Source organism: Sphingomonas sp. BT-65 (assembly GCF_026107375.2).
GTDB lineage: Bacteria > Pseudomonadota > Alphaproteobacteria > Sphingomonadales > Sphingomonadaceae > Sphingomonas.
In genome coordinates, this window is sequence record NZ_JAPCIA010000002.1 from 328,477 (window position 1) to 353,748 (window position 25,272).

22 protein-coding genes are annotated in these 25,272 nt (G+C 67.6%); 15 read left to right on the forward strand and 7 right to left on the reverse strand.

The genetic code is table 11. The annotated features are described in order from the left end of the window. Positions 1-22 precede the first annotated feature (22 nt). Entirely contained in the window at positions 23-2,119 is a 2,097-nt protein-coding gene (locus tag OK349_RS16180) for a sodium-translocating pyrophosphatase (protein ID WP_265118941.1), read from the forward strand. Positions 2,120-2,181: 62 nt separating this feature from the next. On the opposite strand, the gene OK349_RS16185 is transcribed toward OK349_RS16180, so the two are convergent. Continuing rightward, a complete protein-coding gene (locus tag OK349_RS16185) occupies positions 2,182-3,000 on the reverse strand; it encodes an endonuclease/exonuclease/phosphatase family protein (RefSeq protein WP_265118942.1) in 819 nt (272 codons plus the stop codon). Positions 3,001-3,091: 91 nt separating this feature from the next. On the opposite strand from OK349_RS16185, the gene OK349_RS16190 reads away from it, so the two are divergent. Then, the gene (locus tag OK349_RS16190) at positions 3,092-4,096 is read left to right on the forward strand and encodes a LacI family DNA-binding transcriptional regulator (RefSeq protein ID WP_265118943.1); all 1,005 of its coding nucleotides are present in this window, start codon (positions 3,092-3,094) and stop codon (positions 4,094-4,096) included. Positions 4,097-4,266: 170 nt separating this feature from the next. Then, complete coding sequence (locus OK349_RS16195; RefSeq protein WP_265118944.1) at positions 4,267-6,879, forward strand: TonB-dependent receptor; 2,613 nt, start codon at positions 4,267-4,269, stop codon at positions 6,877-6,879. A 52-nt stretch (positions 6,880-6,931) separates the two neighbouring features. Here the strand turns inward: OK349_RS16195 and OK349_RS16200 are convergent, their stop codons facing one another. Continuing rightward, positions 6,932-7,747 carry an aspartyl/asparaginyl beta-hydroxylase domain-containing protein gene (locus OK349_RS16200; protein ID WP_265118945.1) on the reverse strand — a complete coding sequence of 272 codons (816 nt, stop codon included), beginning with the start codon at positions 7,745-7,747 and terminating at the stop codon, positions 6,932-6,934. A 181-nt stretch (positions 7,748-7,928) separates the two neighbouring features. Between OK349_RS16200 and OK349_RS16205 the strand changes: the two genes are divergently transcribed. Next, positions 7,929-10,835, forward strand: coding sequence for a M16 family metallopeptidase (locus OK349_RS16205; protein ID WP_265118946.1), 2,907 nt, complete (start codon positions 7,929-7,931; stop codon positions 10,833-10,835). Between the two features lie 29 nt (positions 10,836-10,864). Here OK349_RS16205 and OK349_RS16210 read toward each other — a convergent pair whose 3' ends face one another. From OK349_RS16210 to OK349_RS16220, 3 genes are all read right to left on the reverse strand, one after another. Next, on the reverse strand, positions 10,865-12,184 hold the full coding sequence (locus OK349_RS16210) for an NAD(P)/FAD-dependent oxidoreductase (protein ID WP_265118947.1): 1,320 nt from the start codon (positions 12,182-12,184) through the stop codon (positions 10,865-10,867). 50 nt (positions 12,185-12,234) lie between these two features. After that, positions 12,235-14,034, reverse strand: coding sequence for an AMP-dependent synthetase/ligase (locus OK349_RS16215; RefSeq protein WP_265118948.1), 1,800 nt, complete (start codon positions 14,032-14,034; stop codon positions 12,235-12,237). Positions 14,035-14,126: 92 nt separating this feature from the next. After that, positions 14,127-15,104 (reverse strand): quinone-dependent dihydroorotate dehydrogenase, encoded by a 978-nt coding sequence (locus OK349_RS16220; protein ID WP_265118949.1) that lies wholly within the window; start codon positions 15,102-15,104, stop codon positions 14,127-14,129. Between the two features lie 241 nt (positions 15,105-15,345). Here OK349_RS16220 and OK349_RS16225 point away from each other — a divergent pair, with 241 nt between their 5' ends. The 10 genes from OK349_RS16225 to OK349_RS16270 all read left to right on the forward strand — a co-directional run bounded on the left by OK349_RS16225 (position 15,346) and on the right by OK349_RS16270 (position 23,075). Continuing rightward, positions 15,346-16,197, forward strand: coding sequence for a helix-turn-helix domain-containing protein (locus OK349_RS16225; protein ID WP_265118950.1), 852 nt, complete (start codon positions 15,346-15,348; stop codon positions 16,195-16,197). A 112-nt stretch (positions 16,198-16,309) separates the two neighbouring features. After that, positions 16,310-16,729 (forward strand): SUF system Fe-S cluster assembly regulator, encoded by a 420-nt coding sequence (locus tag OK349_RS16230; protein WP_265118951.1) that lies wholly within the window; start codon positions 16,310-16,312, stop codon positions 16,727-16,729. Continuing rightward, positions 16,729-18,192 (forward strand): Fe-S cluster assembly protein SufB, encoded by a 1,464-nt coding sequence (sufB, locus tag OK349_RS16235; protein WP_265118952.1) that lies wholly within the window; start codon positions 16,729-16,731, stop codon positions 18,190-18,192. Before OK349_RS16230 ends, sufB begins: the two co-directional genes overlap by 1 nt. Positions 18,193-18,316: 124 nt before the next feature. Further along, positions 18,317-18,679, forward strand: a complete 363-nt coding sequence (locus tag OK349_RS16240) for a hypothetical protein (RefSeq protein WP_265118953.1) — start codon at positions 18,317-18,319, stop codon at positions 18,677-18,679. Positions 18,680-18,723: 44 nt separating this feature from the next. Beyond that, a complete protein-coding gene (locus tag OK349_RS16245) occupies positions 18,724-19,182 on the forward strand; it encodes a hypothetical protein (RefSeq protein WP_265118954.1) in 459 nt (152 codons plus the stop codon). A gap of 37 nt (positions 19,183-19,219) precedes the next feature. Further along, positions 19,220-19,963, forward strand: coding sequence for a Fe-S cluster assembly ATPase SufC (sufC, locus tag OK349_RS16250; RefSeq protein WP_265118955.1), 744 nt, complete (start codon positions 19,220-19,222; stop codon positions 19,961-19,963). 4 nt (positions 19,964-19,967) lie between these two features. Beyond that, complete coding sequence (locus OK349_RS16255; protein WP_265118956.1) at positions 19,968-21,050, forward strand: SufB/SufD family protein; 1,083 nt, start codon at positions 19,968-19,970, stop codon at positions 21,048-21,050. Next, positions 21,047-22,258 (forward strand): cysteine desulfurase, encoded by a 1,212-nt coding sequence (locus OK349_RS16260; RefSeq protein WP_265118957.1) that lies wholly within the window; start codon positions 21,047-21,049, stop codon positions 22,256-22,258. Before OK349_RS16255 ends, OK349_RS16260 begins: the two co-directional genes overlap by 4 nt. Then, on the forward strand, positions 22,255-22,719 hold the full coding sequence (locus tag OK349_RS16265; RefSeq protein ID WP_265118958.1) for an SUF system Fe-S cluster assembly protein: 465 nt from the start codon (positions 22,255-22,257) through the stop codon (positions 22,717-22,719). The genes OK349_RS16260 and OK349_RS16265 overlap by 4 nt, the downstream gene beginning before the upstream one ends. After that, complete coding sequence (locus tag OK349_RS16270) at positions 22,719-23,075, forward strand: HesB/IscA family protein (RefSeq protein ID WP_265118959.1); 357 nt, start codon at positions 22,719-22,721, stop codon at positions 23,073-23,075. Before OK349_RS16265 ends, OK349_RS16270 begins: the two co-directional genes overlap by 1 nt. Before the next feature lie 141 nt (positions 23,076-23,216). Here OK349_RS16270 and OK349_RS16275 read toward each other — a convergent pair whose 3' ends face one another. Continuing rightward, positions 23,217-23,636 (reverse strand): VOC family protein, encoded by a 420-nt coding sequence (locus OK349_RS16275; RefSeq protein ID WP_265118960.1) that lies wholly within the window; start codon positions 23,634-23,636, stop codon positions 23,217-23,219. Further along, positions 23,636-24,634 carry a 2-hydroxyacid dehydrogenase gene (locus tag OK349_RS16280; RefSeq protein WP_265118961.1) on the reverse strand — a complete coding sequence of 333 codons (999 nt, stop codon included), beginning with the start codon at positions 24,632-24,634 and terminating at the stop codon, positions 23,636-23,638. Before OK349_RS16280 ends, OK349_RS16275 begins: the two co-directional genes overlap by 1 nt. Positions 24,635-24,731: 97 nt before the next feature. Between OK349_RS16280 and OK349_RS16285 the strand changes: the two genes are divergently transcribed. Beyond that, positions 24,732-25,220 (forward strand): SH3 domain-containing protein, encoded by a 489-nt coding sequence (locus OK349_RS16285; protein ID WP_265118962.1) that lies wholly within the window; start codon positions 24,732-24,734, stop codon positions 25,218-25,220. Positions 25,221-25,272: the final 52 nt, after the last annotated feature.

Sequence of the window (25,272 nt, forward strand, 5' to 3'; positions counted from 1 at the left end):
TTTCTCAGGGGAAGGATACCAGATGACGATTGTCTATATCGCCATCGCGTGCGGCGTACTCGCCGTGCTCTATGGTTTGGTGACTTCGCAGCAGGTGCTGCGCGCGCCCGCGGGCGACCAGAAAATGCAGGACATCGCCGCCGCCATCCAGGAAGGCGCCAAGGCCTATCTCGGCCGTCAATACACCACCATCGCGGTCGTCGGCGCGATCGTCGCCGTCGTGCTGTACTTCACGCTCGGCGGGCTTTCGACCGTCGCGTTCCTCGTCGGCGCGATCCTCTCGGGCGCCGCGGGCTATGCCGGCATGCACATCTCGGTGCGCGCCAATGTCCGCACCGCCGAAGCCGCGCGCACCAGCCTGCAGGGCGGCCTCACCCTCGCCTTCCGTTCGGGTGCGATCACCGGCATGCTTGTCGCGGGTCTCGGCCTGCTCTCGATCTCGGTGCTCTTCTGGTATCTCGTCGGTGTCGCCGGCAATGAGCCCAATGGCGAGGAAATCATCCATGCGCTGACCGCGCTCGCCTTCGGCGCTTCGCTGATCTCGATCTTCGCGCGTCTCGGCGGCGGCATCTTCACCAAGGCCGCCGATGTCGGCGCCGACCTCGTCGGCAAGGTCGAGGCCGGCATCCCCGAGGACGACCCCCGCAATCCCGCCGTGATCGCCGACAATGTCGGCGACAATGTCGGCGACTGCGCGGGCATGGCCGCCGACCTGTTCGAGACCTATGTCGTCACGATCGGCCTCACCATGGTGTCGATCGCGCTGCTCGTTGCGGGCAGCTCGGAACAGTTGCTCGCGCTCATGTCGCTGCCGCTGATCGTCGGCGGCGTGTGCATCGTCACCTCGATCATCGGTACTTACATGGTCCGGCTCGGCAAGAACGGCTCGATCATGGGCGCGCTCTACAAGGGCTTCTGGACCACCGCGATCCTCGCCGTCCCGGCGATCTATTTCGCGACCCAATATACGCTGAGCGACCTCTCCGCCCCGATCGGCAACGCCGCCTATACCGGCATGGACCTGTTCTGGTGCATGATGATCGGCCTCGCCGTCACCGGGCTACTGGTGTGGATCACCGAATATTACACCGGCACCAACTACCGCCCGGTCCAGTCGATCGCGCGCGCCTCGATCACCGGCCATGGCACCAATGTGATCCAGGGTCTCGCGATCAGCCTCGAATCGACCGCGCTGCCCACGATCGTGATCGTGATCGCGGTGATCACCTCGTTCCAGCTTGCCGGGATCATCGGCGTGGCGTTCGCCGCCACCTCGCTGCTCGCGCTTGCCGGCATGGTCGTCGCGCTCGACGCCTATGGCCCGGTCACCGACAATGCCGGCGGCATCGCCGAGATGGCGGGGCTTCCCGACGACGTGCGCACCCGCACCGACGCGCTCGACGCGGTCGGCAACACCACCAAGGCGGTGACCAAGGGCTATGCCATCGGCTCCGCCGCGCTCGCCGCGCTGGTGCTGTTCGGGGCCTATACCGAGGACCTCAAGCGCTACTTCCCCGACGTGTCGGTGGATTTCTCGCTCAACAACCCCTTCGTCATCGTCGGTCTGCTGCTCGGCGCCTTGCTCCCCTACCTGTTCGGCGCCTTCGGCATGACCGCGGTCGGCCGCGCCGCCGGATCGGTGGTGGAGGACGTGCGCAAGCAGTTCCGCGAGAACCCCGGCATCATGGAGGGGACCAGCCGTCCCAACTATGGCCACACGGTCGACATCGTCACCCGCGCCGCGATCAAGGAGATGATCATCCCGTCGCTGCTGCCGGTGCTCTCGCCGATCCTGCTCTACTTCGTGATCCTCGCCGTCGACAGCCAGGCCAACGCCTTCGCGGCGGTCGGCGCGATGCTGCTCGGCGTGATCGTTTCGGGGCTGTTCGTCGCCATCTCGATGACCTCGGGCGGCGGCGCGTGGGACAATGCCAAGAAGTATATCGAGGACGGCAATCACGGCGGCAAGGGCAGCGAGGCCCATAAGGCCGCGGTGACCGGCGATACCGTCGGCGATCCCTACAAGGACACCGCGGGTCCCGCGGTGAATCCGATGATCAAGATCACCAATATCGTCGCGCTGCTGCTGCTCGCGGCCCTGGCGGGCGGCGGCGGCTAAGCCGCTTCGCAAACCAGCCTTTCGGGCCCCGTCCGGCATGTCCGGGCGGGGCCTTTTTCCCATCAGGGCCAGCGATAGTCCACGACGACGGGGAAATGATCCGACGGATACCGCCCGCGCCGACCGAACGTCACCGTCTCCACCCGCCCCGCGGTCAGGCCCCGTGCCAGCACCCAGTCGATCCGCCGCTCGGGTTTGCCGGTGAAGCCGTGGAACGTCCCCTCCGGCCCGCGCTGCACGGCCGCCGCGCTCCAGGCATCACTCAACCCCGCCGTCAGCGCCCGGTGCGCGCCCGAATCCGGGACGGTGTTGAAGTCGCCCGTCAGCACCACCGGCAGATCGCCCGGCAGCTTCGCGATGCGCGCCGCGATCAGCTCCGCCGCCTTGGTCCGCGCGCTCTCGTCCTCGGCCCGGTGCGCGAAGTGCGTGTTGAAGAACCAGAAGCGCTTGCCGCCGGGGATCGTTTCGAACAGCCCGAAGGTCGCCATGCGCGGCAGCGACTCACCCCAGCTGTTGCTTCCCGGCACCTCGGGCGTCTCCGACAGCCAGAAATTGCCCATCTCAATGAGCTTCAGCCGGTCGCGGCGGTAGAACACCCCCATATGCTCGTCGGCATGCCCGCCGCGCCGGTCGATCCCGAACCAGTTGTAGCGCGGTAGCTTCGCAATCAGGTGGTCGCCCTGGATCTTCCATAATTCCTGCGTGCCGATGATGTCGGGATCGGCGCGCCGGATCGTCTCGACGAACAGGTCCTGCCGCGCTTCCCAGCGGTTCGGCCCATCCGAGGCGAGCGGCAGGCGGACGTTGAAGCTCATCACCTTGAGCCCCTCCCGCGCCTGTGCCGCCGCGGGCAGCGCCGCCGCCAGCCCCAATCCGATCATCAGCGCACGCCTTTGTATTATCATATCGCCACATCGCTCTTGCTTGTTGCCAACGCTGTCACCTATGCCTTGATCCGGTCAGGGGAGGCAAATGGCGCGCAGGCCGACGATCAAGGAAGTCTCGAAGCTCGCGGGGGTCTCGTTCAAGACCGTCTCGCGCGTGCTCAATAACGAGAAGAATGTCAGCGACGAGACTCGCCGCCGGGTCGAGCAGGTGGTGGCCGAGCTCAACTTCCGCCCAAGCCTCGCCGCGCGCACCCTGGCCGGGCGCAAGTCGTTCCAGGTCGCTTTGCTCTACGACAATCCCAGCCCTTATTATGTCTATCACCTCCAGGCCGGCGCGCAGGAGCGTTGTCACGAGCTCGGCTACCGGCTGCTGATCCAGCCGGTCGAGGCCGCCTCGCCCGACCTGGTGCAGGAAATCGCCGCGCTGATCGACGAGACGCATCTCGACGGCCTGATCCTGTCGCCGCCGGTCACCGAATCGGCCGAGCTGCTGGCCGAGCTCGATCGCCGCAACCTGCCCTATGTGCGGATCGAGCCGGGCTTCCGCCGCGAGGAGGGCCGCTCGACCACGATCGACGACGTCGCCGCCGCGCACGAGCTCACCAATCATCTCGCCGGTCTCGGTCACCGCGCGATCGCGTTCATCACCGGCCCCGAAACGCATATTTCGTCGGTCGAGCGTCTCGAAGGCTATCGCGCCGCGCTCGATGCGCACGGCGTCGCCTTCGATCCGGCGCTGGTCGTCGCAGGCGACTACAGCTTCCAGTCGGGGCGCGAGGCTGCGCGGCGGCTGCTCGCCGGCGCGTCGCGCCCGACCGCGATCTTCGCCGGCAACGACGACATGGCCGCGGGCGCGCTCGCGGTCGCGCATGAGCTCGACATCGGCGTGCCCGATGAGCTGTCGATCGCCGGGTTCGATGATTCCGATCTCGCCGCCGCGGTGTGGCCACCGCTCACCACCGTTCGCCAGCCGGTGCGCGAGCTCGCCTGGGCGGCTGCCGACCTGCTGCTCTCGGACTCGCGCCCCCGCGACCGGCTGACGCTCGATTATAGTCTCATCGTCCGCGCCAGCACCGGCCCGGCGCGCTAGTCTCCCGCCGCCGCCCGCCAGAGATGTTGTAGGACATCTCCTTGACACGCGCCGGGGTTTGTAGGACAACTCTGATGACACCGGTGTCTAAGCCGGGTTGAATCGGGCAAAGCCCGCGCGATAGCGTTCGCCTGTTGCGGCGGCTGCACGCGAAATTGGGGAGGAGACGCATGAACACCACCAAGCTGCTCAAGGCAGGCACCGCGGCACTCGCGCTGACGGCCGCTTTCGCCGTCACGGCGCCCGCCGCCGCGCAGCAGACCGCACCGTCGCCGCCTCCGGAGGAGGAAACCGAAGAGATCATCGTCAGCGGCATCCGCGCCTCGCTGCAGCAGGCCGCGGAGGTCAAGCGCGACGCGTCGCAGGTGATGGACGTGATCACCGCCGAGGATGTCGGCAAGCTCCCCGACGCCAACGTCGCCGAGGCGCTCCAGCGCGTCACCGGCGTGCAGATCACCCGCGTGTTCGGCGAAGGTCAGTCGGTCTCGGTGCGCGGCCTCCAGCAAGTCCGCGTCGAAGTCGATGGCCGCACCCTGCTCGGCTGGTCGGCGCGCCTGTCGCCGCCGGAGAATGACCAGCTCGGCCGCTCGTCGGGCCTCGATTCGGTCCCCTCCTCGCTGTTCGGCCGGCTCGAGGTGCGCAAGTCGCCGCTCGCCAGCCAGGCTGAGGGCGGGCTCGGCGGCACCGTCAATCTCGTTACCCCCAAGCCGCTGTCGTTCAAGGAACCGACCATCTCGGTACGGGCGCAGGGCGTCTATTCGGAGAATAGCGAAAAATTCGAGCCGGCGATCACCGGCTTCGCCACCACCAAGTTCCTCGACGGCCGGCTCGGCGTGATGATCGCGGGCGAGTATCAGAAGCGCACCTCGACCAACCAGACATTCGAACGCAACAACTTCCTCAACCGCACCTATACCGGCACCGGCGGCGGCGTGTTCGCGACCCCGGTGCTGCTCCAATATGAGCAGTTCGTGGTCGATCGCTCGCGGCTCGGCCTCAACGGCGCGGTGCAGTTCGAGGTGACGCCCGAGTTCACGCTCACCGCCGACGCGCTCTATTCGGAGCTCACCACTGGCCGCCGCCAGGACTTCTTCGCCTTCCGCCTGCCCACCGGCACCAACCCGGTCGCCAATCGCGTGGTCGAGAATGGCGCGGTGGTCGCGGGCACCGCCAACGGCACCGTCACCACCGCTGGCCAGATCCGCAACGAGCCCACCAAAAGCTATCTCTACGGCCTCAACGGCAAGTACGAGAAGGACGGGCTCAAGATCGAGGCCGACGGCTATTACAGCAAGGGCACGATCGACCAGACGATCCAGATCATCACGCTCCAAGCGACCGCTGCAGTGCCCGGCACCTTCGATTTCCGCGGCAACACCATTCCCTCGCTGACGCTCGGCGGCACCTTCAACCCGACCAGCTATGCCTCCTATAACCCGGCGAACAACGGCGTGCGCAGCAACCGGCTGATCGGCCTGCTCGAGGAATGGACCGGCAAGCTCGATCTCTCCTACGAGTTCGACAGCGGGGTCACACTGGCGATGGGCGTGCGCTACACCGACCTGCACGCGCGCTCGAACGCCTATCGCAGTCAGGTGACGCCGACCCGCGCCGAGATCGAACCCTTTCTGCGGACGATCGGCACGGGCGAGTTCCTGCCTGACATCCCGGGCAGCTTCCCGCGCAGCTTCCTCACCACCGCGCCGACCTTCGACTATGTCTTCACCCGCGCGCAGGCGGCCGAGCCCAATCCCAATCCCAACGACCGCTCGGCGCTGCTGCCCAATCTGCAGCGCGACTATGACTTCAGCGAGCGGACGCTGGCGGGCTACCTCATGCTTTCGGGCGAGGGTGAGATCGCCGGCATCCCCTATCGCGCCAATGCCGGCGTGCGCATCGCGAGCACGCGGCTGTCGGTCGATTCCTATGTCAATGTCGGCACGGTCAGCACGCTGCGGACCGACAAGAACCGCTATACAAACGTGCTGCCCAGCGCGAACATCGCGTTCAATGTCACCGACGATTTCCTGATCCGCATCTCGGGCTCGCAAACGATGCAGCGTGCGTCGATCGCCGATCTCGCGCCGTCGACCTTCTTCAACGCCACCAACCTGTCGGTCACTGGCGGCAACGTCAATCTCGAGCCGCCGATCTCGACTCAGGCCGATATCAGCTTCGAATATTATACCGGCAAGAGCTCGCTGATCTCGGGTGCGCTGTTCTACAAGGACGTCAAGGACTTCATCGCCAGCTTCGTCACCACCGGCGTCGACCTGACGCTCGACCCGCAGGGCCGCGAGCTGGTCTTCTCGCGCCCCGAGAACCTCGCCAGCGCGAAGATCAAGGGCTTCGAGGTCGGCATCCAGCAATTCTTCGACTTCCTGCCTTCGCCGCTCGATGGGCTCGGCATCATCGCCAACTACACCTATTCGGACTCGCAGGATAACGCCGGCTTCCCGCTCGTGGCGGTGTCGAAGAACAGCTACAATCTCGTCGGCTTGTTCGAGAAGGGTCCGATCTCGGCGCGCGTCGCCTATAATTACCGCGACGAGGCGGTGTTCGAATTCTCGGAAGGCCGGCCGAGCTTCATCGGCCCGCGCTCGCAGCTCGACGCGCAGATCGGCGTCGATCTGACCAAGAACATCGCGCTTTCGTTCCAGGCGCAGAATTTGATCCCGGACGACTCGGCAACCACCGAGTACAGCGCGGCGGGGCCCGTGGCGCTCAACAGCTATGCACTGTCGGAGCGGCGCTATTCGATCGGCGTTCGCGCCAAGTTCTGACGGCGGAGGCAGGCCGCCCGGGCTTGGGAACCGGGCGGCCACCCCACCGCAACTACATCTCCCGCGCCCTCATCGCCGCGTTCCAGCGCATCACGTTCGCGCGCGCCTCCTGCACGAAGGCCGAGCGGCGGACGATGCCGAGAAAGGCGTCGGCGACCCATTTGCCCGGCTGGCGCAGCGGGCGGCGCACCTGGACCAGCAGCACCACGCGCGTGCCCGGCGTGTCGTTCCACACCTCATGGTCATAGGTGTCGTCGAACAGCAGCGTCTCGCCCTCCGCCCAGCGCACGATACGGTTCCGCACGCGCATCCGCGCGTCGCCGTCGCGCGGCACGCTGAGGCCGAGATGGCAGGTCAGCAGTCCCTTGGTTACCCCGCGATGCGCCGGGATGTGGGTGCCCGGGGCGAGGATCGAGAAGAAGGCGCTGTTGAGCTCGGGGATCTGCGCGACCACCGATCGCGTCACCGGGCAGCGGTCGAGATTCTCCTCGATCGAATAGCCATAGCCCCACAGGAAGAAGGAACGCCACTTGTTCACCGGCGCGATCGCGCGGTGGTCGGGCGAGATGCTCGCGAGCGCGGGCGATCTGCCCTCGCAGGCCAGCGCCTCGTCGCGGATCGCCTCCCAATTGTCGCGCAGCAGCTCGGTCCAGCCGAACTCGCGCACGTCGAGCACCGGCGCGTTCGAGACCAGCGAGGACGCGCCGATGATCCGGTCGAAGACACCGCGCAGCTGCTTGCCGACGCGGATCAGCAGCGGGCGCTTGATGGCGTCGGCGAACACGGCGCCAGCCGGAGCGACGCCGAAATCCGGCACGCGCACCGCTTCCGCGGTCTCGTCACGCCTGATCGCTACGCCTTCCCGCACGCCACACCTCGACCCCATATTTGCCACCGGCCGGGACTCGCCGGACCGCGCGACGATCCGGCTAGCCGGCGCTTGGGCCCAAATCGTGGCGAAACCGGGCCAAAGCCGTGCAGTCGCTCAAGAATTGCGGCGTGATCACCGCGGCTGGCGATGAACCGCGAAGCACGCTAAATAGCACGCGATGGCCCTGTACCCGCGCGTCAAGCAACTCGCCCTTCCTCTCCTCGTCGCCGCAGCCGCCGTGCCTGCCCTGGCACAGGTCGCTGCCCCGGCGCCCCAGAACGCACCCGCGCCGGTCGCGGTCGACAAGGCGCCTTGGCTCTATAAGGGCAGCGATGTCCCGCAGGACCCCGAATGGCGCTTCGGCACGCTGCCCAACGGCCTGCGCTACGCCGTGCGCAAGAATGGCGTGCCGCCCGGCCAGGTCTCGATCCGCCTGCGCATGGATGTCGGCGCGCAGATGGAGCGCGAGTCGGAAATGGGCTTCGCGCATTTGCTCGAGCACCTCTCGTTCCGCGGCTCGGCCAAGGTGCCCGACGGCGAATCGAAGCGTGAGTGGCAGCGGCTCGGCGTCACCTTCGGCTCGGACAGCAACGCCAGCACCACGCCGGTCTCGACCACCTACAAGCTCGACCTGCCCGACGCGAAGGAAGCGAGCCTCGATCGATCGATGATGATCCTCGCCGACATGATGTCGGCGCCGAGCCTGACGCCCGAGGCGCTCAATGCCGAGCGCCCCGTGGTGCTCGCCGAACAGCGCGAGCGGCTACGCCCGCAGACGCGGTTCGAGGATGCGCAGCGCCAGCTGTTCTTCGCCGGCCAGCTCTTCGCCGAGCGCCCGGTGATCGGCACGGTCGAGACGCTCAATGGCGCCACTGCGGAGGCCGTCCGTACGTTCCATCAGCGCTGGTACCGACCCGAACGCGCAACGCTCGTGATCGTCGGCGACATGGACCCCGCCTTGTTCGAAGCGCAGATCGCCAAGCATTTCGCGGCATGGCAGGGCGTCGGGCCCAACCCGGTGACGCCCAGTTTCGGCAAGCCCGATCCGGCCAAGCCCAAGAGCGCGGCGATCGTCGAACCGACGCTCCCGCCCGTGGTCTCGATGGCGGTGCTGCGGCCCTGGACGGTGTTCCAGGACACGGTGAAGTTCAACCAGGAGCGGATGGTCGATTTCGTCGCGGTCCGCATCATCAACCGCCGCCTCGAAAGCCGCGCGCGCGCTGGCTCCTCCTATATCGGGGCGAGCGCCGACCTGTCGGACGCGGTGCGTTCGGCCAACGTCACCTCGATCCAGGTGCTGCCGATCGGCGAGGACTGGGAGAGCGCGGTCAAGGAAGTGCGCGCGGTGATCGCCGACGCGCTCACCACCGCGCCGACTCAGGTCGAGATCGACCGCGAGGTCGCCGAGATTGACGCACAGATGCGCAATTCGGTCGCCACTGCGCCGGTCCAGGCCGGCTCGCGCCGCGCCGACAATCTGGTCGAGGCGGTCGACATCAACGAGGTGACGACCAGCGAGCAGGAGAGCTACAACATCTTCAAGGGCGCGGTTGACGCGAAGATGTTCACCTCGGACCGCGTGCTCGCCGCGACCAAGCGCATCCTGCAGGGCGACGCCACCCGCGCGATCGTCACCACCCGCACCCCCGACGACAATGTCCAGACCAAGCTCGCCGCCGCGCTCGAGGCCGATGTCTCGGGCCTCGCCGGCAAGCGCAACGCCGCGCGCAACGTCACCTTCGATTCGCTGCCCAAGCTCGGTGCGCCGGGCAAGGTGGTCGAGCGCGTCGTCGCCGTCGCCGACCCCAAGATCGAGCGCGTGCGCTTCGCCAATGGCGTCAACCTGATCCTCTTCCAGAACCCCGGCGAGGTCGGCCGCGCCTATGTCTCGGTGCGCTTCGGCCGCGGCATGCAGGGCATCCCCGCGGGCAGGCAAACCCCTGCCTGGGCGGCCGACATGGCGCTCGTCGCCAGCGGCATCGGCAAGCTCGGCCAGGAGGAGATCGACCAGCTCACCGGCAACCGCCAGATCGGGCTCAGCTTCGGTATCGGCGACGACGCCTTCACCTTCGCCGGCCAGACCTCGCCCGGCGACCTTCACGACCAGCTCAAGCTGATCGCGACCAAGCTCCAGTCGCCCGGCTGGGACCCCAAGCCGATCGCGCGCGCCCGCGCGGTCGCGGTGTCGGGCTATGCCGCGATGTCGTCCTCGCCCGACGCGGTGATCGGCCGCGACCTCGAACGGCTGCTCCACGACGGCGATCCGCGCTGGGGCATGCCCGACCTCAAGGGGATCGAGGCGCTCAATCCCAAGGACTTCCGCGCCTTCTGGGAACCGTTGCTCGCCAGCGGTCCGATCGAGGTGCAGATCTTCGGCGACATCGACGTCGAGAAGGCGATCGAGGCGGCGCGCGTCACCTTCGGCGCGATGAAGCCGCGTCAGCCCGCACCGGTGATCTCGCCCGACATGCGCTTCCCGTCGCACACCCCCCGGCCGATGGCGCTCACCCATACCGGCCAGCCGGACCAGGCCGCGGCGGCGATCGCGTGGCAGGCCGGCGGCGGCGCGGACAATATCAGCGAGGGCCGCAAACTCGAGATTCTCGCCGCGATCATGCGCGACCGCATCCTCGACCGCATCCGCTCGGCCGAGGGCGCGAGCTATTCGCCGACGGTGATCAGCCAGTGGCCGGTCGGGCAGCCCGGCGGCGGGCGCATCATGGCGATCACGCTGATCCCGCCCGACCGCACCGAGCTGTTCTTCCGCGTCGCGCGCGAGATCGCCGCGGACCTCATCGCCAAGCCGGTCGACACCGACGAACTGCGCCGCGCGCTGGTGCCAACCGCGCAGATGGTCGTGCGCCGGTCGAGCGGCAATCCGTTCTGGATGCAGCAGACCGAGGGCGGCACGCTCGATCCCCGGCGCTTCGCCGCGATCAACACGATCGCGCGCGACTATGGCGGCACCACGCCAACGGAGATCCAGATGCTGGCGGCGAAGTACCTCGCCCCGCAGAAGGACTGGTCGCTGGTGGTGCTGCCCGACGCAAAGCCGGCTGCGACGACCCAGGCCGGCGGGAGGTAGCTTCCGCCCGGCCTGGCCAGACCACAACGTCAGTGAAGCTTGAGCCGGGGCCGGATGATCGCGTTCACCCGGCCCAGCAGGATCAGCGCCGATCCCTTGAGCCAGCCATGGATCGCGATCAGGTGCATGCGGTAGAGCGAGGTATAGACGAAGCGCGCCAACCGCCCTTCGATCGCCATGCGCCCGCCGACCAGATTGCCCATCAGGCTGCCCACGGTCGAGAAGCGGCTGAGCGACACCAGCGAGCCATGATCGTGATAGACGAAGTCGCGTAGCGGCTTTCCCGCCTGGATCGCCACCAGGTTGCGGAACACCGCCGAGGCCATCTGGTGCGCCGATTGCGCGCGTGGCGGCACCGGCTGAGTCGCGCCGGGCAGGACGCACCAGGCGCAGTCGCCGATCGCAAAGATGCGGTCGTCCGTGACGGTCTGGAGCGTCGGGCGGACGATGAGCTGGCCGTTCGGCGCGCGCTCCAACCCGTCATCCACGGCGGCGAGCGGCGCGGCCTTCACCCCGGCCGCCCACACGCGCAGGTCGGCGGGAATGCGCGCGCCTGACGCGAGCAGCATCGCATCCCCCGTCACCTCGGTCACGCGCGTATCGGTGAGCACGGTGACGCCCAGCGCCTCCAGCTCGCGGTGCGCCGCCTCCGCCAATCGCTCGGGGAGCGCGGGCAGGATGCGCGGCCCCGCCTCGATCAACGTCACGCGCAGCCTTTGCTCGTCGAACACTTCCAGCCCATAATGCCGCAGCGCGCCCGCGGCATTGAACAGCTCGGCGGCGAGCTCGACCCCCGTGGCGCCGCCTCCGACGATCGCGATGTCGACATGCGCGTCGCTTGCCGGATCGTCGACCATCGCGCGCGACACGCGCAGGCAGTGATTGAGCAACTTGTTGCGGAAACGGTCGGCCTGGGGCCGCTCGTCGAGGAAGATGCAATGCTCGCGCGCGCCCGGCGTGCCGAAATCATTGCCCACCGATCCGATCGCGAGCACCAGATAGTCGAAGCGCAGCCGGTGCCGCGCGATCAGCTCGCTGCCGTCCTCGTCGAGCAGCGGCGCGATGACGATCTCGCGCGCGCCGGGATCGATTCGCTCGAGCGTGCCGAAGAAGAAGCGATAGCCCCAGCGGTGGCAGTGGCTGCGATAGCCGACCTCGTCGAGATTGGCGTCGAGCGAGCCGGCCGCGACCTCGTGCAGCAGCGGCTTCCAGACATGCGTGCGGTTCTTCTCGACCAGGATGATGTCATGGTCGCGGCGGCCATAGCGCGCGCCGATCCGCCGCGCGAGCTCGAGCCCGCCCGCGCCCCCGCCCACGATCACGATCTGGGTCTTGCGCGTCGCCGTCATCGTCGCCCCCGGATGCCATCGCCGTGGCCGCCCGTGCGGGCCGCGCCGGCCTAGTTCTTGTACAGCGCGTCGAGCCGCTCGCCATAGACGCGCTTGAGCACGTGCCGCCGGATCTTGAGGCTCGGCGTCAGCTGCTCGTTCTCGATCGAGAAGGGCTCGTCGGCCAGGATGAAGCGGCGGATGCGCTCGATCACCGACAGGTCCTTGTTGACCCGCTCGACCGCGGCGCCCACCGCGGCGCGATAGTCATGGTCCTGGCGCAGCGCGGCGAGGTCGCACCGGGCCGCGTTCTTCGCGCACCATTCCTGGGTCCATTCGGGATCGGGCACGATCACCGCGGTCATATATGGCTTGCGGTCGCCCGCGATCATCGCCTGCATGATCTCGGGCTGGAGGGTCAGCATGCCCTCCACCTTCTGCGGCGCGACATTGTCGCCCTTGTCGTTGACGATGATGTCCTTCTTGCGGTCAGTGATCTTGATCCGGCCCTTCTCGTCGATCATGCCGATGTCGCCGGTGTGCAACCACCCGTCCTTGAGGACGCGGTCGGTCTCCTCCTGGTTGCGCCAGTAGCCGTGCATCACCAGCTCGCCGCGGACCAGGATCTCGCCGTCCTCGGCGATCTTCAATTCGACGCCTTCCAGCGGCGGCCCCACCGTGTCGTGCTTGAGGCCGACCTTGGGCCGGTTGCAACTGATCACCGGCGCCGCCTCGGTCTGACCATAGCCCTGCAGGAAGGTGAGCCCGAGGCTCTCGAAGAATACCCCCACTTCGGGGTTGAGCGGCGCGCCGCCCGATACCATCGCCTTGATCCGCCCCCCGAAGCGCTTGGCGAGCTTGGGCTTGAGCGTCGCCTTCAGGAACAGGTTCATCGGCTGGTCCCAGATCGGCACCCCGCCCGCCGCCTTCTTGCCGCCGATCGAGACCGCTCGGTCGAGCAGGAAGTTGGCGAACTTGCCCTGCTTCTCGACCTGCTTGGTGATCCGCGTGCGCAGCACCTCGAACAGCCGCGGCACCACCACCATGATCGTCGGGCGTACCTCCTCGATGTTCGAGGCAAGCTTGTCGAGGCCCTCGGAGTAATAGATCTCCGCGCCCAGCCCGATCGGGAAATGCTGGCCGCCGGTATGTTCATAGGCATGGCTCAGCGGCAGGAACGACAGGAACACCTCGTCTCCCCAGCCGAAATCCTCGCTGATCAGCGAACAGCAGCCCTCGCAATTGGTGAGGATCGCGCCGTGATGCTGCATCACGCCGCGCGGGCTTCCCCCCGTGCCGCTGGTGTAGATAATGCAGGCGAGATCGCCGCGCTGCGCCTTGTCTGCTTCCGCAGCCGCGACCGTCACATCGGCCGCATTGTCCGCGATCAGCGTCTTCCAGTCGTGGAACTCGATCGCGCCGGGCTGGCCGATGCGCATCTCCTCGATCCCGATCACGGTATGGCTGTGGCTGCCGGTCGCGCGCAGCACTGCGGGCAGCAGCGTCTTGGCCAGCTTCCCGCTCGACACGATCGTCATCGACGCGGCGGAATTGTCGAGGATGTGCTGGTGATCGCGCTCGGTATTGGTGGTGTAGGTCGGTACGGTCACCCCGCCCGCCGCCATGATCGCGAGATCGCTGATGCACCATTCGGGGCGGTTCTCGCTCACCAGCATCACCCGGTCGCCCGGCTTCAGCCCGAGCTTACGCAGCGCCGCCGCCAGCGCCGCCACCTGGCGCGCCGTCTCGGCCCAGCTGGTGGACACCCATTTGCCGCCCGATTTGGCCCACAGGAACGGCGCATCGCCCTTCTCGCGCGCCCGCGCGAAGAACATCTGCACCAGATTGTCGAACCGTTCGAGCTTGCGCATCCCTGTCCCCAACTCCCCAGCCGCGGGTTCGTGCCCGCGCGCGTTTGAAGCGAGAGCCTAGCGGCCCCGCGGACAAGCGCAATGCCGCTACGTTACAGCCGCTTGAGGATGCGCCGCACCAACCCGGGCCCTTCATAGACCAGCGCCGAATAGAGCTGCACCAGCGCCGCCCCCGCCTCGAGCCGCGCCAGCGCCTCCTCCGGTGAGTCGATCCCGCCCACCGCGATCACCGGCAGCTGCCCGCCGCTCGATGCCAGCGCCTCGGCGAGCTTCGTCCGCGCCAGCGCTTTGAGCGGCGCGCCCGACAGTCCGCCCGTCTGCGTCGCCTGTGCCGAGCGCAGCGTAGCGGGCCGCGAGATCGTGGTATTGCCCACGATCAGCGCGTCGATCCCATTGTCGATTGCTGCGCGCACCGCGTCGTCGAACCCCTGCGTGTCGAGGTCAGGCGCGACCTTGAGGAACAATGGCACCCGTCGGCCTTCCACCATCCGCGCCACATTCGACGCAGCCAGCAACTCGTCGAGCGCTGGCCGTGATTGCAGGTCGCGCAAACCCGGCGTGTTGGGCGAGCTGACGTTGATCGTCACATAATCCGCAACTCGCGCCGCCTTGCCCACGCCCAGCGCATAGTCCGCCACGCGATCGTCGCTGTCCTTGTTCGCGCCGACATTGATGCCGAGCACGCCCGCACGCCTGGCCTTCTTCACCCGCTCCAGCGCCGCGTCGATCCCGCCATTGTTGAACCCCATGCGGTTCACCACCGCGCGATCCTCGGCCAGCCGGAACAGCCGCGGCTTGGGGTTGCCGCTCTGCGGCCGCGGGGTCAGAGATCCGATCTCGACCGCGCCGAAGCCAAGGCCGAACAGCCCCGCAATCGCTTCCCCATCCTTGTCCATCCCCGCCGCGAGCCCCACCGGATTGGGGAATTCGATCCCCGCGATCGTCACCGGCCGCACCCGCGGCACCGCGCCCATGCCCCCGGCGATCGTCAGCGCGCGAATCGTCAGCCGGTGCGCGCGTTCGGGGTCGATCGCGAACAGCGCCGGACGCAGCAGGCCGTAAGCACTCATCAGATTATTCTGCATTGCAATATTTGCATGTTAAAACCTTGTAGCAATGTCGAATTTCTCCAAGACCGAATCGGCGCGCCGAGTCTAGAAGATCCATGCGACCTGAGGAGCTTCAACAGGGGCTTCTGATACTAAGCTCGGCGGGAGTCACCTCCCGCCGAGTATTTTCCCCTGTTCTTTAGGCGCTTCCCCTTGCGAAGGAACGAGCGTACCCTGCGACTGCCGCAGTTGGGGACGTTCGATGACAGCGGTTCAACTTGAATACGCAGTGCCGACGGCTGGGATCGCCGATCTGATCACGCTGTTCTATCACTTCCGTGCGGATGTCCCCGTGCTGGAGGACACCGAGCGCGCGGACCATGCCCAACTCCGCTTCCGCATCTCGGAGGGCGCCACCGAATACCGCATGCCCGACGGCAGCACGCAGGTCGCGCCGCCGATCCATGTCATCGGCCCGACCAGCGGCGCGATGCAGGTCAAGGTGGTCGGCCCGGTCCACGCCTTTGGCTGCGGAATCACACCGGCGGGCTGGGCGGCGCTGATCGGCAACGACGCATCGACCATGTTGAACTGCGTGTTCGACGCCCGCGACCTGTTCGGCCCCGCCGTCGACGACACGCTGGCCCGGATCGCGCGCGCGCCCGATACGCAGGCGATGGTCGCCATCGCGGAAGAGCTGATCGCGAGCCTGGCGCGCGCGGATTCGCCCGACGCCGCCTTCGTGCGGCTGGTGGACACTTGGCTGGCCGCATGCGCCTCGCCCGAGATCGACGCCCTGACCGCCGTCACGGGCCTCTCGCACCGCCAGGTCGAGCGCAAGTGCAAGGCGCTCTACGGCGCGCCGCCCAAGCTGCTCGCGCGCAAATATCGCGCGCTCAAGGCGGCGGTGGCGTTCGCCGAACGCAAGGCGACGCTCGACGAACTCCTCCAGCGCGGCTTCTACGACCAATCGCACCTCATCAACGAGATGAAGCAGTTCACCGGCTGCACCCCGCGCCAGCTCCAGGAGCAGCCCGGGCTGCTCGCACAGCTCACCATCTCGCAGCGCAGCGCCCTGCAGGGCCAGGTCAATCCGCTGATCAGCGACACCTGAACTTGCCCGGTCCACCAGCAAAGCGCGGGTTGACGCCGCGGGTCGCCGCGCCCACATGGCAATCGGAACGAATCATTCCGATTTGAGAATTGTTCGCAACTGCGAAGGACGAATGCGACTCTCGGCCCAGACAGATTACGCCGTCGTGATGCTATCCGCCGCCGCACGGCATTGCGGCGTCAGCGGGCGGCTCAACGCGACGCTGCTGGCCGACGAGACCGGCTTGCCGCTGCCGACAGTGCAGAAGCTGGTCAGCCGCCTCTCCGCCGCGGGCCTCATCGAATCCGCGCGCGGCACTGGCGGCGGCTTCCGCCTCGCGCGTCCGCCCGCCGCGATCAGCCTTGCCGACATCGTCGAAGCGATCGAGGGGCCGATCACCCTCACCGCCTGCGTCGATCACGGCCGCCACGATTGCTGCATCGAGCAGAGCTGCCGCGTGAAGCCGCACTGGAACGCGGTCAACGGCGCGGTCCGCTCGACGCTCGCCGGCGTCACCCTCGCCACCCTCTCGACCCAGCCGGAACCCGCCTGATGGCCACCAAGAATGCCGAGGCGCTCGCCGCCGCCAACAAGAAGTACGAATGGGGCTTCAGCTCGGACATCGAGCAGGAGTTCGCCCCCAAGGGGCTGTCCGAGGATACAGTCCGCTTCATCTCGGCCAAGAAGGGCGAGCCCGAATGGATGCTGGAGTGGCGGCTCAAGGCCTATCGCCACTGGCTGACGATGACCCCGCCCGACTGGGCCAAGCTCAACATCCCGCCGATCGACTATCAGGACGCCTATTATTACGCCGAGCCCAAGGCAAAGCCCAAGCTCGGCAGCCTCGACGAGGTCGATCCCGAGATCCTGCGCGTCTATGAAAAGCTCGGCATCCCGATCGAGGAGCAGAAGGTGCTCGCGGGCGTCGAAGGCTCGCGGAAGGTCGCGGTCGACGCGGTGTTCGACAGCGTCAGCGTCGCCACCACCTTCCGCGAGGAATTGAAGGCCGCGGGCGTCATCTTCCTCTCGATCAGCGAAGCGATCCGCGAATATCCCGAGCTGGTGAAGAAATGGCTCGGCAAGGTCGTGCCGCAGCACGACAACTACTTCGCCACGCTCAACAGCGCGGTCTTTTCCGACGGCACCTTCGTCTACATCCCGGAGGGCGTGCGCTGCCCGATGGAGCTGTCGACCTATTTCCGCATCAATGCCGAGAATACCGGCCAGTTCGAACGCACGCTGATCGTCGCCGACAAAGGCGCGTACGTCTCGTACCTCGAAGGCTGCACCGCGCCGATGCGCGACGAGAACCAGCTGCACGCCGCCGTGGTGGAACTGGTCGCGCTCGACGATGCCGAGATCAAATATTCGACCGTCCAGAACTGGTATCCGGGCGACGAGAACGGCGTCGGCGGCATCTATAATTTCGTGACCAAGCGCGCGCTCTGCCAGGGCAAGAACTCAAAGGTCAGCTGGACCCAGGTCGAGACCGGCAGCGCGATCACCTGGAAATATCCGTCCTGCGTGCTCGCGGGCGAGAACAGCGTCGGCGAATTCTATTCGGTCGCGGTGACCAACAACCGCCAGCAGGCCGATACCGGCACCAAGATGATCCATCTCGGCAAGAACAGCCGCTCGACGATCATCTCCAAGGGCATCAGCGCGGGCCGCAGCGACAACACCTATCGCGGCCTCGTCCGCGTCGGCCCGACGGCGGAGAATGTCCGCAACTTCACCCAGTGCGACAGCCTGCTGCTCGGCGACCAGTGCGGTGCCCACACCGTGCCCTATATCGAGGTGCGCAACCCCTCGGCCCAGATCGAGCATGAGGCGACCACCAGCAAGATCAGCGAGGACCAGCTCTACTACGCGATGCAGCGCGGGCTAGATCAGGAGGCCGCGGTCGCGCTGATCGTCAACGGCTTCGCCAAGGAGGTGCTCCAGCAGCTCCCGATGGAGTTCGCGGTCGAGGCGCAGAAGCTGCTCGGCATCAGCCTCGAAGGGAGCGTGGGGTGATGCACACCCCTCCCTTCACCCGTCACCCCGGACTTGTTCCGGGGTCCAGCTTTCCTTGCTCGATGCTGTCGCCCGTGGCGCACTGCACCCCGGAACAAGTCCGGGGTGACGCGTGGGGGACGTGATGCTTGCGCTCCTGCTCCTCCTCGCCGTTCCCCAAGCGTTTGCGATGACGCCGCTTCCTGCCGAGATGGAGCCGCATCTCGAGCGATATGGACGTTGCCTTCAGGACGCGATGGAGAGCAGGCAGGCGGAATTGCACCCGGATTCGCAACCCTCTCGCGCGGCCGCGCTCTTCGGTCAGGCGAGGGCGTCATGCGCGCAAGTTCGCAGCGAGGCGATCGAGGGCTCGTTGAAGGGGTTGGCCAGCAATGTGGCCTTCGCCGATGCCGCTAAGCGCAAGGCGTTCGTGATCGAGCGTTTCGATGGTGCCGAGGCATTGCTGAAAGCGAGTTATGCCGGGGAGTTCGACCCCGACAAATGGTAGCTTCAATCACTTCGCTGCCGCTGTTGCTGTTTGGTCTTCAAACTGTGTCAGCTACCGCGCCCCCTGCGGCCGAAGAATATGAGGAAGTGGTCGTCACCGCGACCGCGGGGCGTGTCGCGCTCGTGTTCGACAAGGCCACCGACGGTCGCCTGATCAACTGCCGCGTGTTCAAGTCGAGCGGCGTCGCCACGGTCGATGCCCGCGCCTGCACCGCGCTGCCCGACTGCGTGACCTCGACCAAGGGCCAGCAATTCTGCGGCAAGGGCAACATCGCGCTGGTCGCGGTCGAACCCAAGGCGAAGCCGGACGAACCCAAGCTCGGCCTCGGCGCCACGCTGAGGCCCGAGCCGCCCAAGACGCCAGCCGTCGGCCCGCTGGTCGCCGGCCAGACGGACGACGACGCCAACCGCCTCGGCAAGCTCCCGCCCCCGCCGCGCGACAACACCACCGAACCCTCGATCCGCTTCGGGGCACCCGCGGCGACCGAAGACAAGCCGCAATGATCCCCGCCGATCCAATTTCCGGAAAGCACGACCGCACATGCTCGTAATCGACAACCTCCACGCCGAAGTCGACGGCAAGCCGATCCTCAAGGGCCTCTCGCTCAGCGTGAACGCGGGCGAGGTGCATGCGATCATGGGCCCCAATGGCGCGGGCAAGTCCACGCTCGGTTATGTCCTCGGCGGCCGCCCCGGCTACGAGGTCACTGAGGGTTCGGTCAGCTTCGACGGTCAGGACCTGCTCGAGCTCGAACCCCACGCGCGCGCCGCCGCCGGCCTGTTCCTCGGCTTCCAGTATCCGGTCGAGATCCCCGGCGTGTCCAACGTCCAGTTCCTGCGTGAGAGCCTCAACAGCCAGCGCCGCGCGCGCGGCGAGGCGCCGCTGTCGGGCGGCGATTTCCTCAAACTCGCCCGCGCCCAGGCCGCGGCGCTGGAAATGGACGCCGAGATGCTCAAGCGCCCGGTCAATGTCGGCTTTTCGGGCGGCGAGAAGAAGCGCAACGAGATGGTCCAGATGGGCATCCTCAACCCGCGCTTCGCGGTGCTCGACGAGACCGATTCCGGCCTCGACATCGATGCGCTGCGCATCGTCGGCGAGGGCATCAACCGCATCATGCGCGCGCCCGACAAGGCGGTGCTGCTGATCACCCATTATCAGCGCCTGCTCGATTACGTGAAGCCCGACGCGGTGCACATCCTCGCCGACGGCCGCATCGTGAAGACCGGCGGTCCCGAACTCGCGCACGAGCTGGAGCGCGAGGGTTACGCGCAGGTGGCGGCCTGAGGCGATGAGCACGCTCACCCTTCCCTCCCCGCGCGAGGAAGCGTGGCGCTGGAGCGACCTCGACACGCTCCGCGCCGCCGCCGAGACTGCGCCCGCCGCGACCGGAATCGACCCCGCCGCGCTGTTCCTCGACATCGCGGGCCCGCGCTTGCTGTTCGTCGACGGTGCGTTCGAGCCAGCCCATTCGCGTCCCGGCCCGGTCCAGCTCACCCGGCTCGCGATGACCGGCGATCATCCGCTCGGCCAGCTCGCGCAGGGTGAAGGCTGGGTGCTGCGCCTCGATACCACCGCCGCGACCGACCCCATCCAGATCGTCCATCTCGGCACCGGCGGCGAGAACCATCTCCCCGCCCGCATCGACATGGCTGACGACGCCGTCGCCACCGTGGTCGAGACCTATGCCGGCCATGGCTGGGCCAACCGCCTGCTCCACGCCTCGCTCGGCAAAGGCGCACGCCTGATGCGCGCCGTCCGCCTGCTGCAGGACGAAGGCTTCGTCTCGATCCGCGACGAAGCGCAGATCGGCGAGGCGGCGAGCTATGTCTCCACCTTCCTCGGCGCCGGCGGCATGGGCAGCCGCATCGACGGCTTCCTCCGCCTCGACGGCATCGGCGCCTATGCCGAGATGGGCGGCGCCCTCCTCACCCGCGCCGAGCAGAAGCAGGAAGCGGCCGTCGCGGTCCACCACGCCGCGCCCGAGGGCACCAGCCGCCAGGTCTGGCGCGCGGTCGCCGCCGACGCCTCGACCGCCAGCCTCGCCGCCCGCGCCGAGGTCGCGCGCCATGCGCAGAAGACCGACGGCGAACAGTCGCTGCGCGGCCTGCTGCTCAAGCGCACCGCGACCGTGAACCTGAAGCCTGAGCTCGAGATCTTCGCCGACGACGTGAAATGCGCGCACGGCGCCACTGTCGGCGAGCTCGACGCCAGGGCGCTGTTCTACATGCAGTCGCGCGGCATCCCCGAGCCGCAGGCCAAGGCGCTGCTCACCCGCGCCTTCGTCGCCGACGCGCTCGACCGGATCGGCGACGAAGCGGTGCGTGAGGCCTTCGCTGCCGACGCGGAAACCTGGCTGGAGGCAGCATCGTGACCGTCGCCACCGACACCCGCCCGCTCGACCTGCTCGCCGATTTCCCGGCGATCCCGCAGGGCTGGGCCTATCTCGACACCGCCGCGACCTCGCAAAAGCCGCAGCCGGTGATCGACGCGATCACCCGCGCCTATGACACGACCTACGCCACCGTGCATCGCGGCGTGTACCAGCGCTCGGCCGACATGACCCTCGCCTACGAGGCCGCGCGCCGCCGTGTCGCGCGCTTCATCGGCGGCCAGGAGAACGAGATCGTGTTCGTGCGCGGCGCGACCGAGGGCATCAACCTCGTCGCGCAAAGCTGGGCGGGCACCAATCTCGAGCCCGGCGACCGCATCCTGCTCAGTCAGCTCGAGCATCACAGCAACATCGTCCCCTGGCAGATGGTCGCCGAGCGCACCGGCGCCGCGATCGACGTCGTCCCGCTCACCGCAGACCACCGCATCGATCTCGACGCGATGGCGGCGATGCTCACGCCGCAGCACAAGCTGGTCGCGCTCGCCCATGTCTCGAACGTGCTCGGCTCCGTCCTCGATGCAAAGCGCGCCGCCGCGATCGCGCATGGCGTCGGCGCGAAGCTTCTCCTCGACGGCTGCCAGGCGGTGCCGCGCCTGCCTGTGAACGTCGCCGAGCTCGACTGCGACTTCTACGTTTTCTCGGGGCACAAGCTCTACGGCCCGACCGGCATCGGGGTGCTGTGGGGCCGCTACGACCTGCTCGACGCGATGCCCCCCTATCAGGGCGGCGGCTCGATGATCGACCGGGTGACCTTCGCCAGGACCACCTACGCCCCGCCCCCCGGCCGGTTCGAGGCGGGCACGCCGCACATCGTGGGCGTCGTCGGGCTCCACGCCGCGATCGACTATGTCGACTCGATCGGCCTCGATCGCATCCATACGCACGAAACCGCATTGGTCGCAAAGACCCGCGAGGCGCTCACCGGACTCAACAGCGTCCGCGTGTTCGGCCCGCACGACAGCGCCGGCATCGTCAGCTTCGAGGTCGAGGGGGTGCATCCCCACGACGTCGCCACCATATTGGACGAAGGCGATGTCGCGATCCGCGCTGGCCATCACTGCGCGCAGCCGCTGATGGAGGCGCTGGGAGTGACGGCCACCGCGCGCGCCAGCTTCGGCGTCTACAATGGCGCGGCGGACATCGACGCATTGGTCAAGGGTATCGAACGAGTGACGAGGATCTTCGGGTGAACGAGGCAGGCAAGATCGAGGTCGAGGAAGTGTCGGCGGTCACCCCGCCGCCAAAGGCGCGCGTGGAAGACGTGCGCGAGACCTTCGAGCGCAAGCGTGACTATCTCGACGGCTTCCTCTCGCAGAAGCCCGCGAACCTCCCCGCCGGCGAGCCCGGCGGCGCGACCTACGACGCGATCATCGATGCGCTCAAGGAGATCTACGATCCCGAGATCCCGGTGAACATCTACGACCTCGGCCTGATCTACAATGTCGAGGTGACGAACGACGGCCATGCGGTGGTGACGATGACCCTCACCACCCCGCACTGCCCGGTCGCCGAATCGATGCCGGGCGAGGTCGAGCTGCGCGTCGGCGCCGTCCCCGGCGTCGGCCATGCCGAGGTCAACCTTGTCTGGGATCCGCCCTGGGACCCGCAGAAGATGAGCGACGAGGCCAGGCTCGAACTGGGGATGCTGTGATGACCGATGTGAAGACCCGCGCCCGCCCCGCCGCGATCCTGCTGACCCCGGCCGCGGAAGCGCGCATCACCGACCTCATGTCGCGCGCGCCGGCGGACGCGATTGGCGTCAAGCTCTCCACCCCGCGCCGCGGCTGCTCGGGCCTCGCCTATTCGGTCGACTATGTGACGGCCGCCAACCCGATGGACGAGCGCATCGACACCCCGGGCGGCACGCTGTTCGTCGACGGCGGCTCGGTACTCTACCTGATCGGCTCGACGATGGACTGGGTCGAGGACGATTTCGCCGCCGGCTTCGTGTTCGAGAACCCGAACGCCAAGGGCGCATGCGGCTGCGGCGAGAGCTTCACTGTCTGAAGACGCTCCCAAGTCCACTGCAGCACGCAACGCGGCAATCACCGCCGCGGTGCTGCTCGTGCCCGGCGGCTTCATCCTCGGCGGCCTGCTGGTCGCGCGTGCGCTGAAGAAACGGCGCGAGGCGAAGGACGGCCAAGCGACTTAGGTCGCGAACAATTGCCCGATATCGCGGAACGCCTTGAACTCCAGCGCATTGCCCGCGGGATCGAAGAAGAACATCGTCGCCTGCTCGCCGGGTTTCCCCTCGAAGCGGATATGCGGCTCGATCACGAACTCGGTCCCAGCGCTACGCAGCCGATCCGCCAGCGCGTGCCACTCGTCCCAATCGAGGACCAGCCCGAAATGCGGCACCGGCACCGCGTCGCCATCGACCGCGTTGCGCGTCCGCACACCCGCACCCTCACCCTTGTGAAGCACCAGCTGGTGCCCGCGCAGGTCGAAGTCGATCCAGTGCCCCGGATCCTCGCGCCCCTGCGGGCAGCCGAGCAGCTCACCATAGAAGGCGCGGCCCGCTTCCAGATCATCGACGGGGATCGCGAGGTGGAACAAGGGCGTCGTCATCACATCCATCCTTCCAGCACCTGATCGGGCGGACGATGGCCGTCGGCCCAGAAGCGGATATTGGCGATCACCTTCTCGCCCGTCGCCTGGCGCCCCTCATAGGTCGCCGAGCCCATATGCGGGGTCATCACGACATTGGGCAGCGCCAGCAGCCGCGGGTCGATCTGCGGCTCGAACCGCCACACGTCGAGCCCCGCCCCGGCCAGCCGCCCCGCCTCGAGCGCATCGACCATCGCCTCCTCGTCGACGATCCCGCCGCGCGAGGCGTTGATGAGATAGACCTGGGGCCCGAGCAGCCCGATCCGCCGCGCGTCGATCAGGTCGCGGCTCTCGTCGTTGAGCGGCGTGTGGATCGTCAGGATATCGATCGCCGCCAGCATTGCATCGAGGTCATCGTGCCAGGTCGCCTCGAACTCGGCCTCGACCATTTCGGGCAGTCGGTGACGGTTGTGATAGTGGATCGACAGCCCGAACGCCCGCGCGCGCCGCGCCACCGCCTGGCCGATCCGCCCCATGCCGACGATGCCGAGCCTCTTGCCGCCAATGCGGTGGCCGAGCATCCCGCCCGGCGACCAGCCCTTCCACTGGCCCGACCGCACCAGCTTCTCGCCCTCCGCCAGCCGCCGCGGCACCGCAACGATCAGCGCCATCACCATGTCGGCGGTGTCCTCGGTCAGTACGCCCGGGGTGTTGGTGACGACGATTCCCCGCGCCCGCGCCGCCTTGAGGTCGATATGGTTCACGCCCGCGCCGAAATTGGCGATCAGCTTCAATCGCTCGCCCGCGCCCGCGATCAGTTCGGCATCGATCTGGTCGGTCACGGTCGGCACCAGCACGTCGCAGTCCGCCAGCGCCGCCGCAAGGCTCGCGCGGTCCATCGCCGCGTCCGACTGGTTGAGCTGCGTATCGAACAGTTCGCCCATCCGCGCCGCGATCGCATCGGGCAGTTCGCGGGTGACGATCACCCGGGGCCGGGCGGGTCGGGACGGCTGTGCCATGCCGGTTCGATTGGCCCGCGTGGCCGCGCCAGTCAACGGTTGATGCGGCGCACGCCCCGGCCCTAGAGTGACGTCACGAAGTTCAGCGGGGGAAATGATGCGGTTGCGGACGGTGCTCGGAATGGTGATCGCGATGACGCTCGGCGTCGGCGCCATTGCCGAGGCATGGGCCCAGCAGCGCAAGCCGCCCTATTTCGCCTCGATCAGCGCCGGCAAGGCCTATATGCGCACCGGCCCCGGCCGCAACTATCCCGCCAGCTGGCTCTACCAGCGCGCCGATCTGCCGGTGAAGGTGGTCGAGGTCTATAACGACTGGCGCAAGGTCGAGGACCCGGACGGCACCCAAGGCTGGGTGCTCGCCACGCTGCTCTCCGCCCAGCGCACGGCGATCGTGGTCGGCGCGGTGGTCGAGATGCGCGACGATCCGCGCTTCAACGCCCGCATCAACTGGCGCGCCGCGCCCGGCGTGGTCGGCCGCATCAGCCGGTGCCAGCGCGGCTGGTGCTGGTTCGACGTCAAGGGCCGCGGCGGCTATGTCGAGCAGAACCGCATCTGGGGCACCGATCCGGGCGAAGAGGTGCCCTAGCACTTATTTACTCCGACAAATAGTTGCAGCAACGCTTCCATGCAGCTAGCCT

Bases quoted from the DNA above. Each gene is read 5' to 3' on its own strand.
- sufB (WP_265118952.1), top strand. From the start codon at position 16,729: ATGGCCACCAAGAATGCCGAGGCGCTCGCCGCCGCCAACAAGAAGTAC.
- OK349_RS16210 (WP_265118947.1), bottom strand. From the start codon at position 12,184: ATGACGGCGACGCGCAAGACCCAGATCGTGATCGTGGGCGGGGGCGCG.
- sufC (WP_265118955.1), top strand. From the start codon at position 19,220: ATGCTCGTAATCGACAACCTCCACGCCGAAGTCGACGGCAAGCCGATC.
- OK349_RS16205 (WP_265118946.1), top strand. From the start codon at position 7,929: ATGGCCCTGTACCCGCGCGTCAAGCAACTCGCCCTTCCTCTCCTCGTC.
- OK349_RS16230 (WP_265118951.1), top strand. From the start codon at position 16,310: ATGCGACTCTCGGCCCAGACAGATTACGCCGTCGTGATGCTATCCGCC.
- OK349_RS16285 (WP_265118962.1), top strand. From the start codon at position 24,732: ATGCGGTTGCGGACGGTGCTCGGAATGGTGATCGCGATGACGCTCGGC.
- OK349_RS16280 (WP_265118961.1), bottom strand. From the start codon at position 24,634: ATGGCACAGCCGTCCCGACCCGCCCGGCCCCGGGTGATCGTCACCCGC.
- OK349_RS16190 (WP_265118943.1), top strand. From the start codon at position 3,092: ATGGCGCGCAGGCCGACGATCAAGGAAGTCTCGAAGCTCGCGGGGGTC.
- OK349_RS16275 (WP_265118960.1), bottom strand. From the start codon at position 23,636: ATGACGACGCCCTTGTTCCACCTCGCGATCCCCGTCGATGATCTGGAA.
- OK349_RS16185 (WP_265118942.1), bottom strand. From the start codon at position 3,000: ATGATCGGATTGGGGCTGGCGGCGGCGCTGCCCGCGGCGGCACAGGCG.
- OK349_RS16180 (WP_265118941.1), top strand. From the start codon at position 23: ATGACGATTGTCTATATCGCCATCGCGTGCGGCGTACTCGCCGTGCTC.
- OK349_RS16225 (WP_265118950.1), top strand. From the start codon at position 15,346: ATGACAGCGGTTCAACTTGAATACGCAGTGCCGACGGCTGGGATCGCC.
- OK349_RS16220 (WP_265118949.1), bottom strand. From the start codon at position 15,104: ATGAGTGCTTACGGCCTGCTGCGTCCGGCGCTGTTCGCGATCGACCCC.
- OK349_RS16195 (WP_265118944.1), top strand. From the start codon at position 4,267: ATGAACACCACCAAGCTGCTCAAGGCAGGCACCGCGGCACTCGCGCTG.
- OK349_RS16215 (WP_265118948.1), bottom strand. From the start codon at position 14,034: ATGCGCAAGCTCGAACGGTTCGACAATCTGGTGCAGATGTTCTTCGCG.
- OK349_RS16255 (WP_265118956.1), top strand. From the start codon at position 19,968: ATGAGCACGCTCACCCTTCCCTCCCCGCGCGAGGAAGCGTGGCGCTGG.
- OK349_RS16240 (WP_265118953.1), top strand. From the start codon at position 18,317: ATGCTTGCGCTCCTGCTCCTCCTCGCCGTTCCCCAAGCGTTTGCGATG.
- OK349_RS16270 (WP_265118959.1), top strand. From the start codon at position 22,719: ATGACCGATGTGAAGACCCGCGCCCGCCCCGCCGCGATCCTGCTGACC.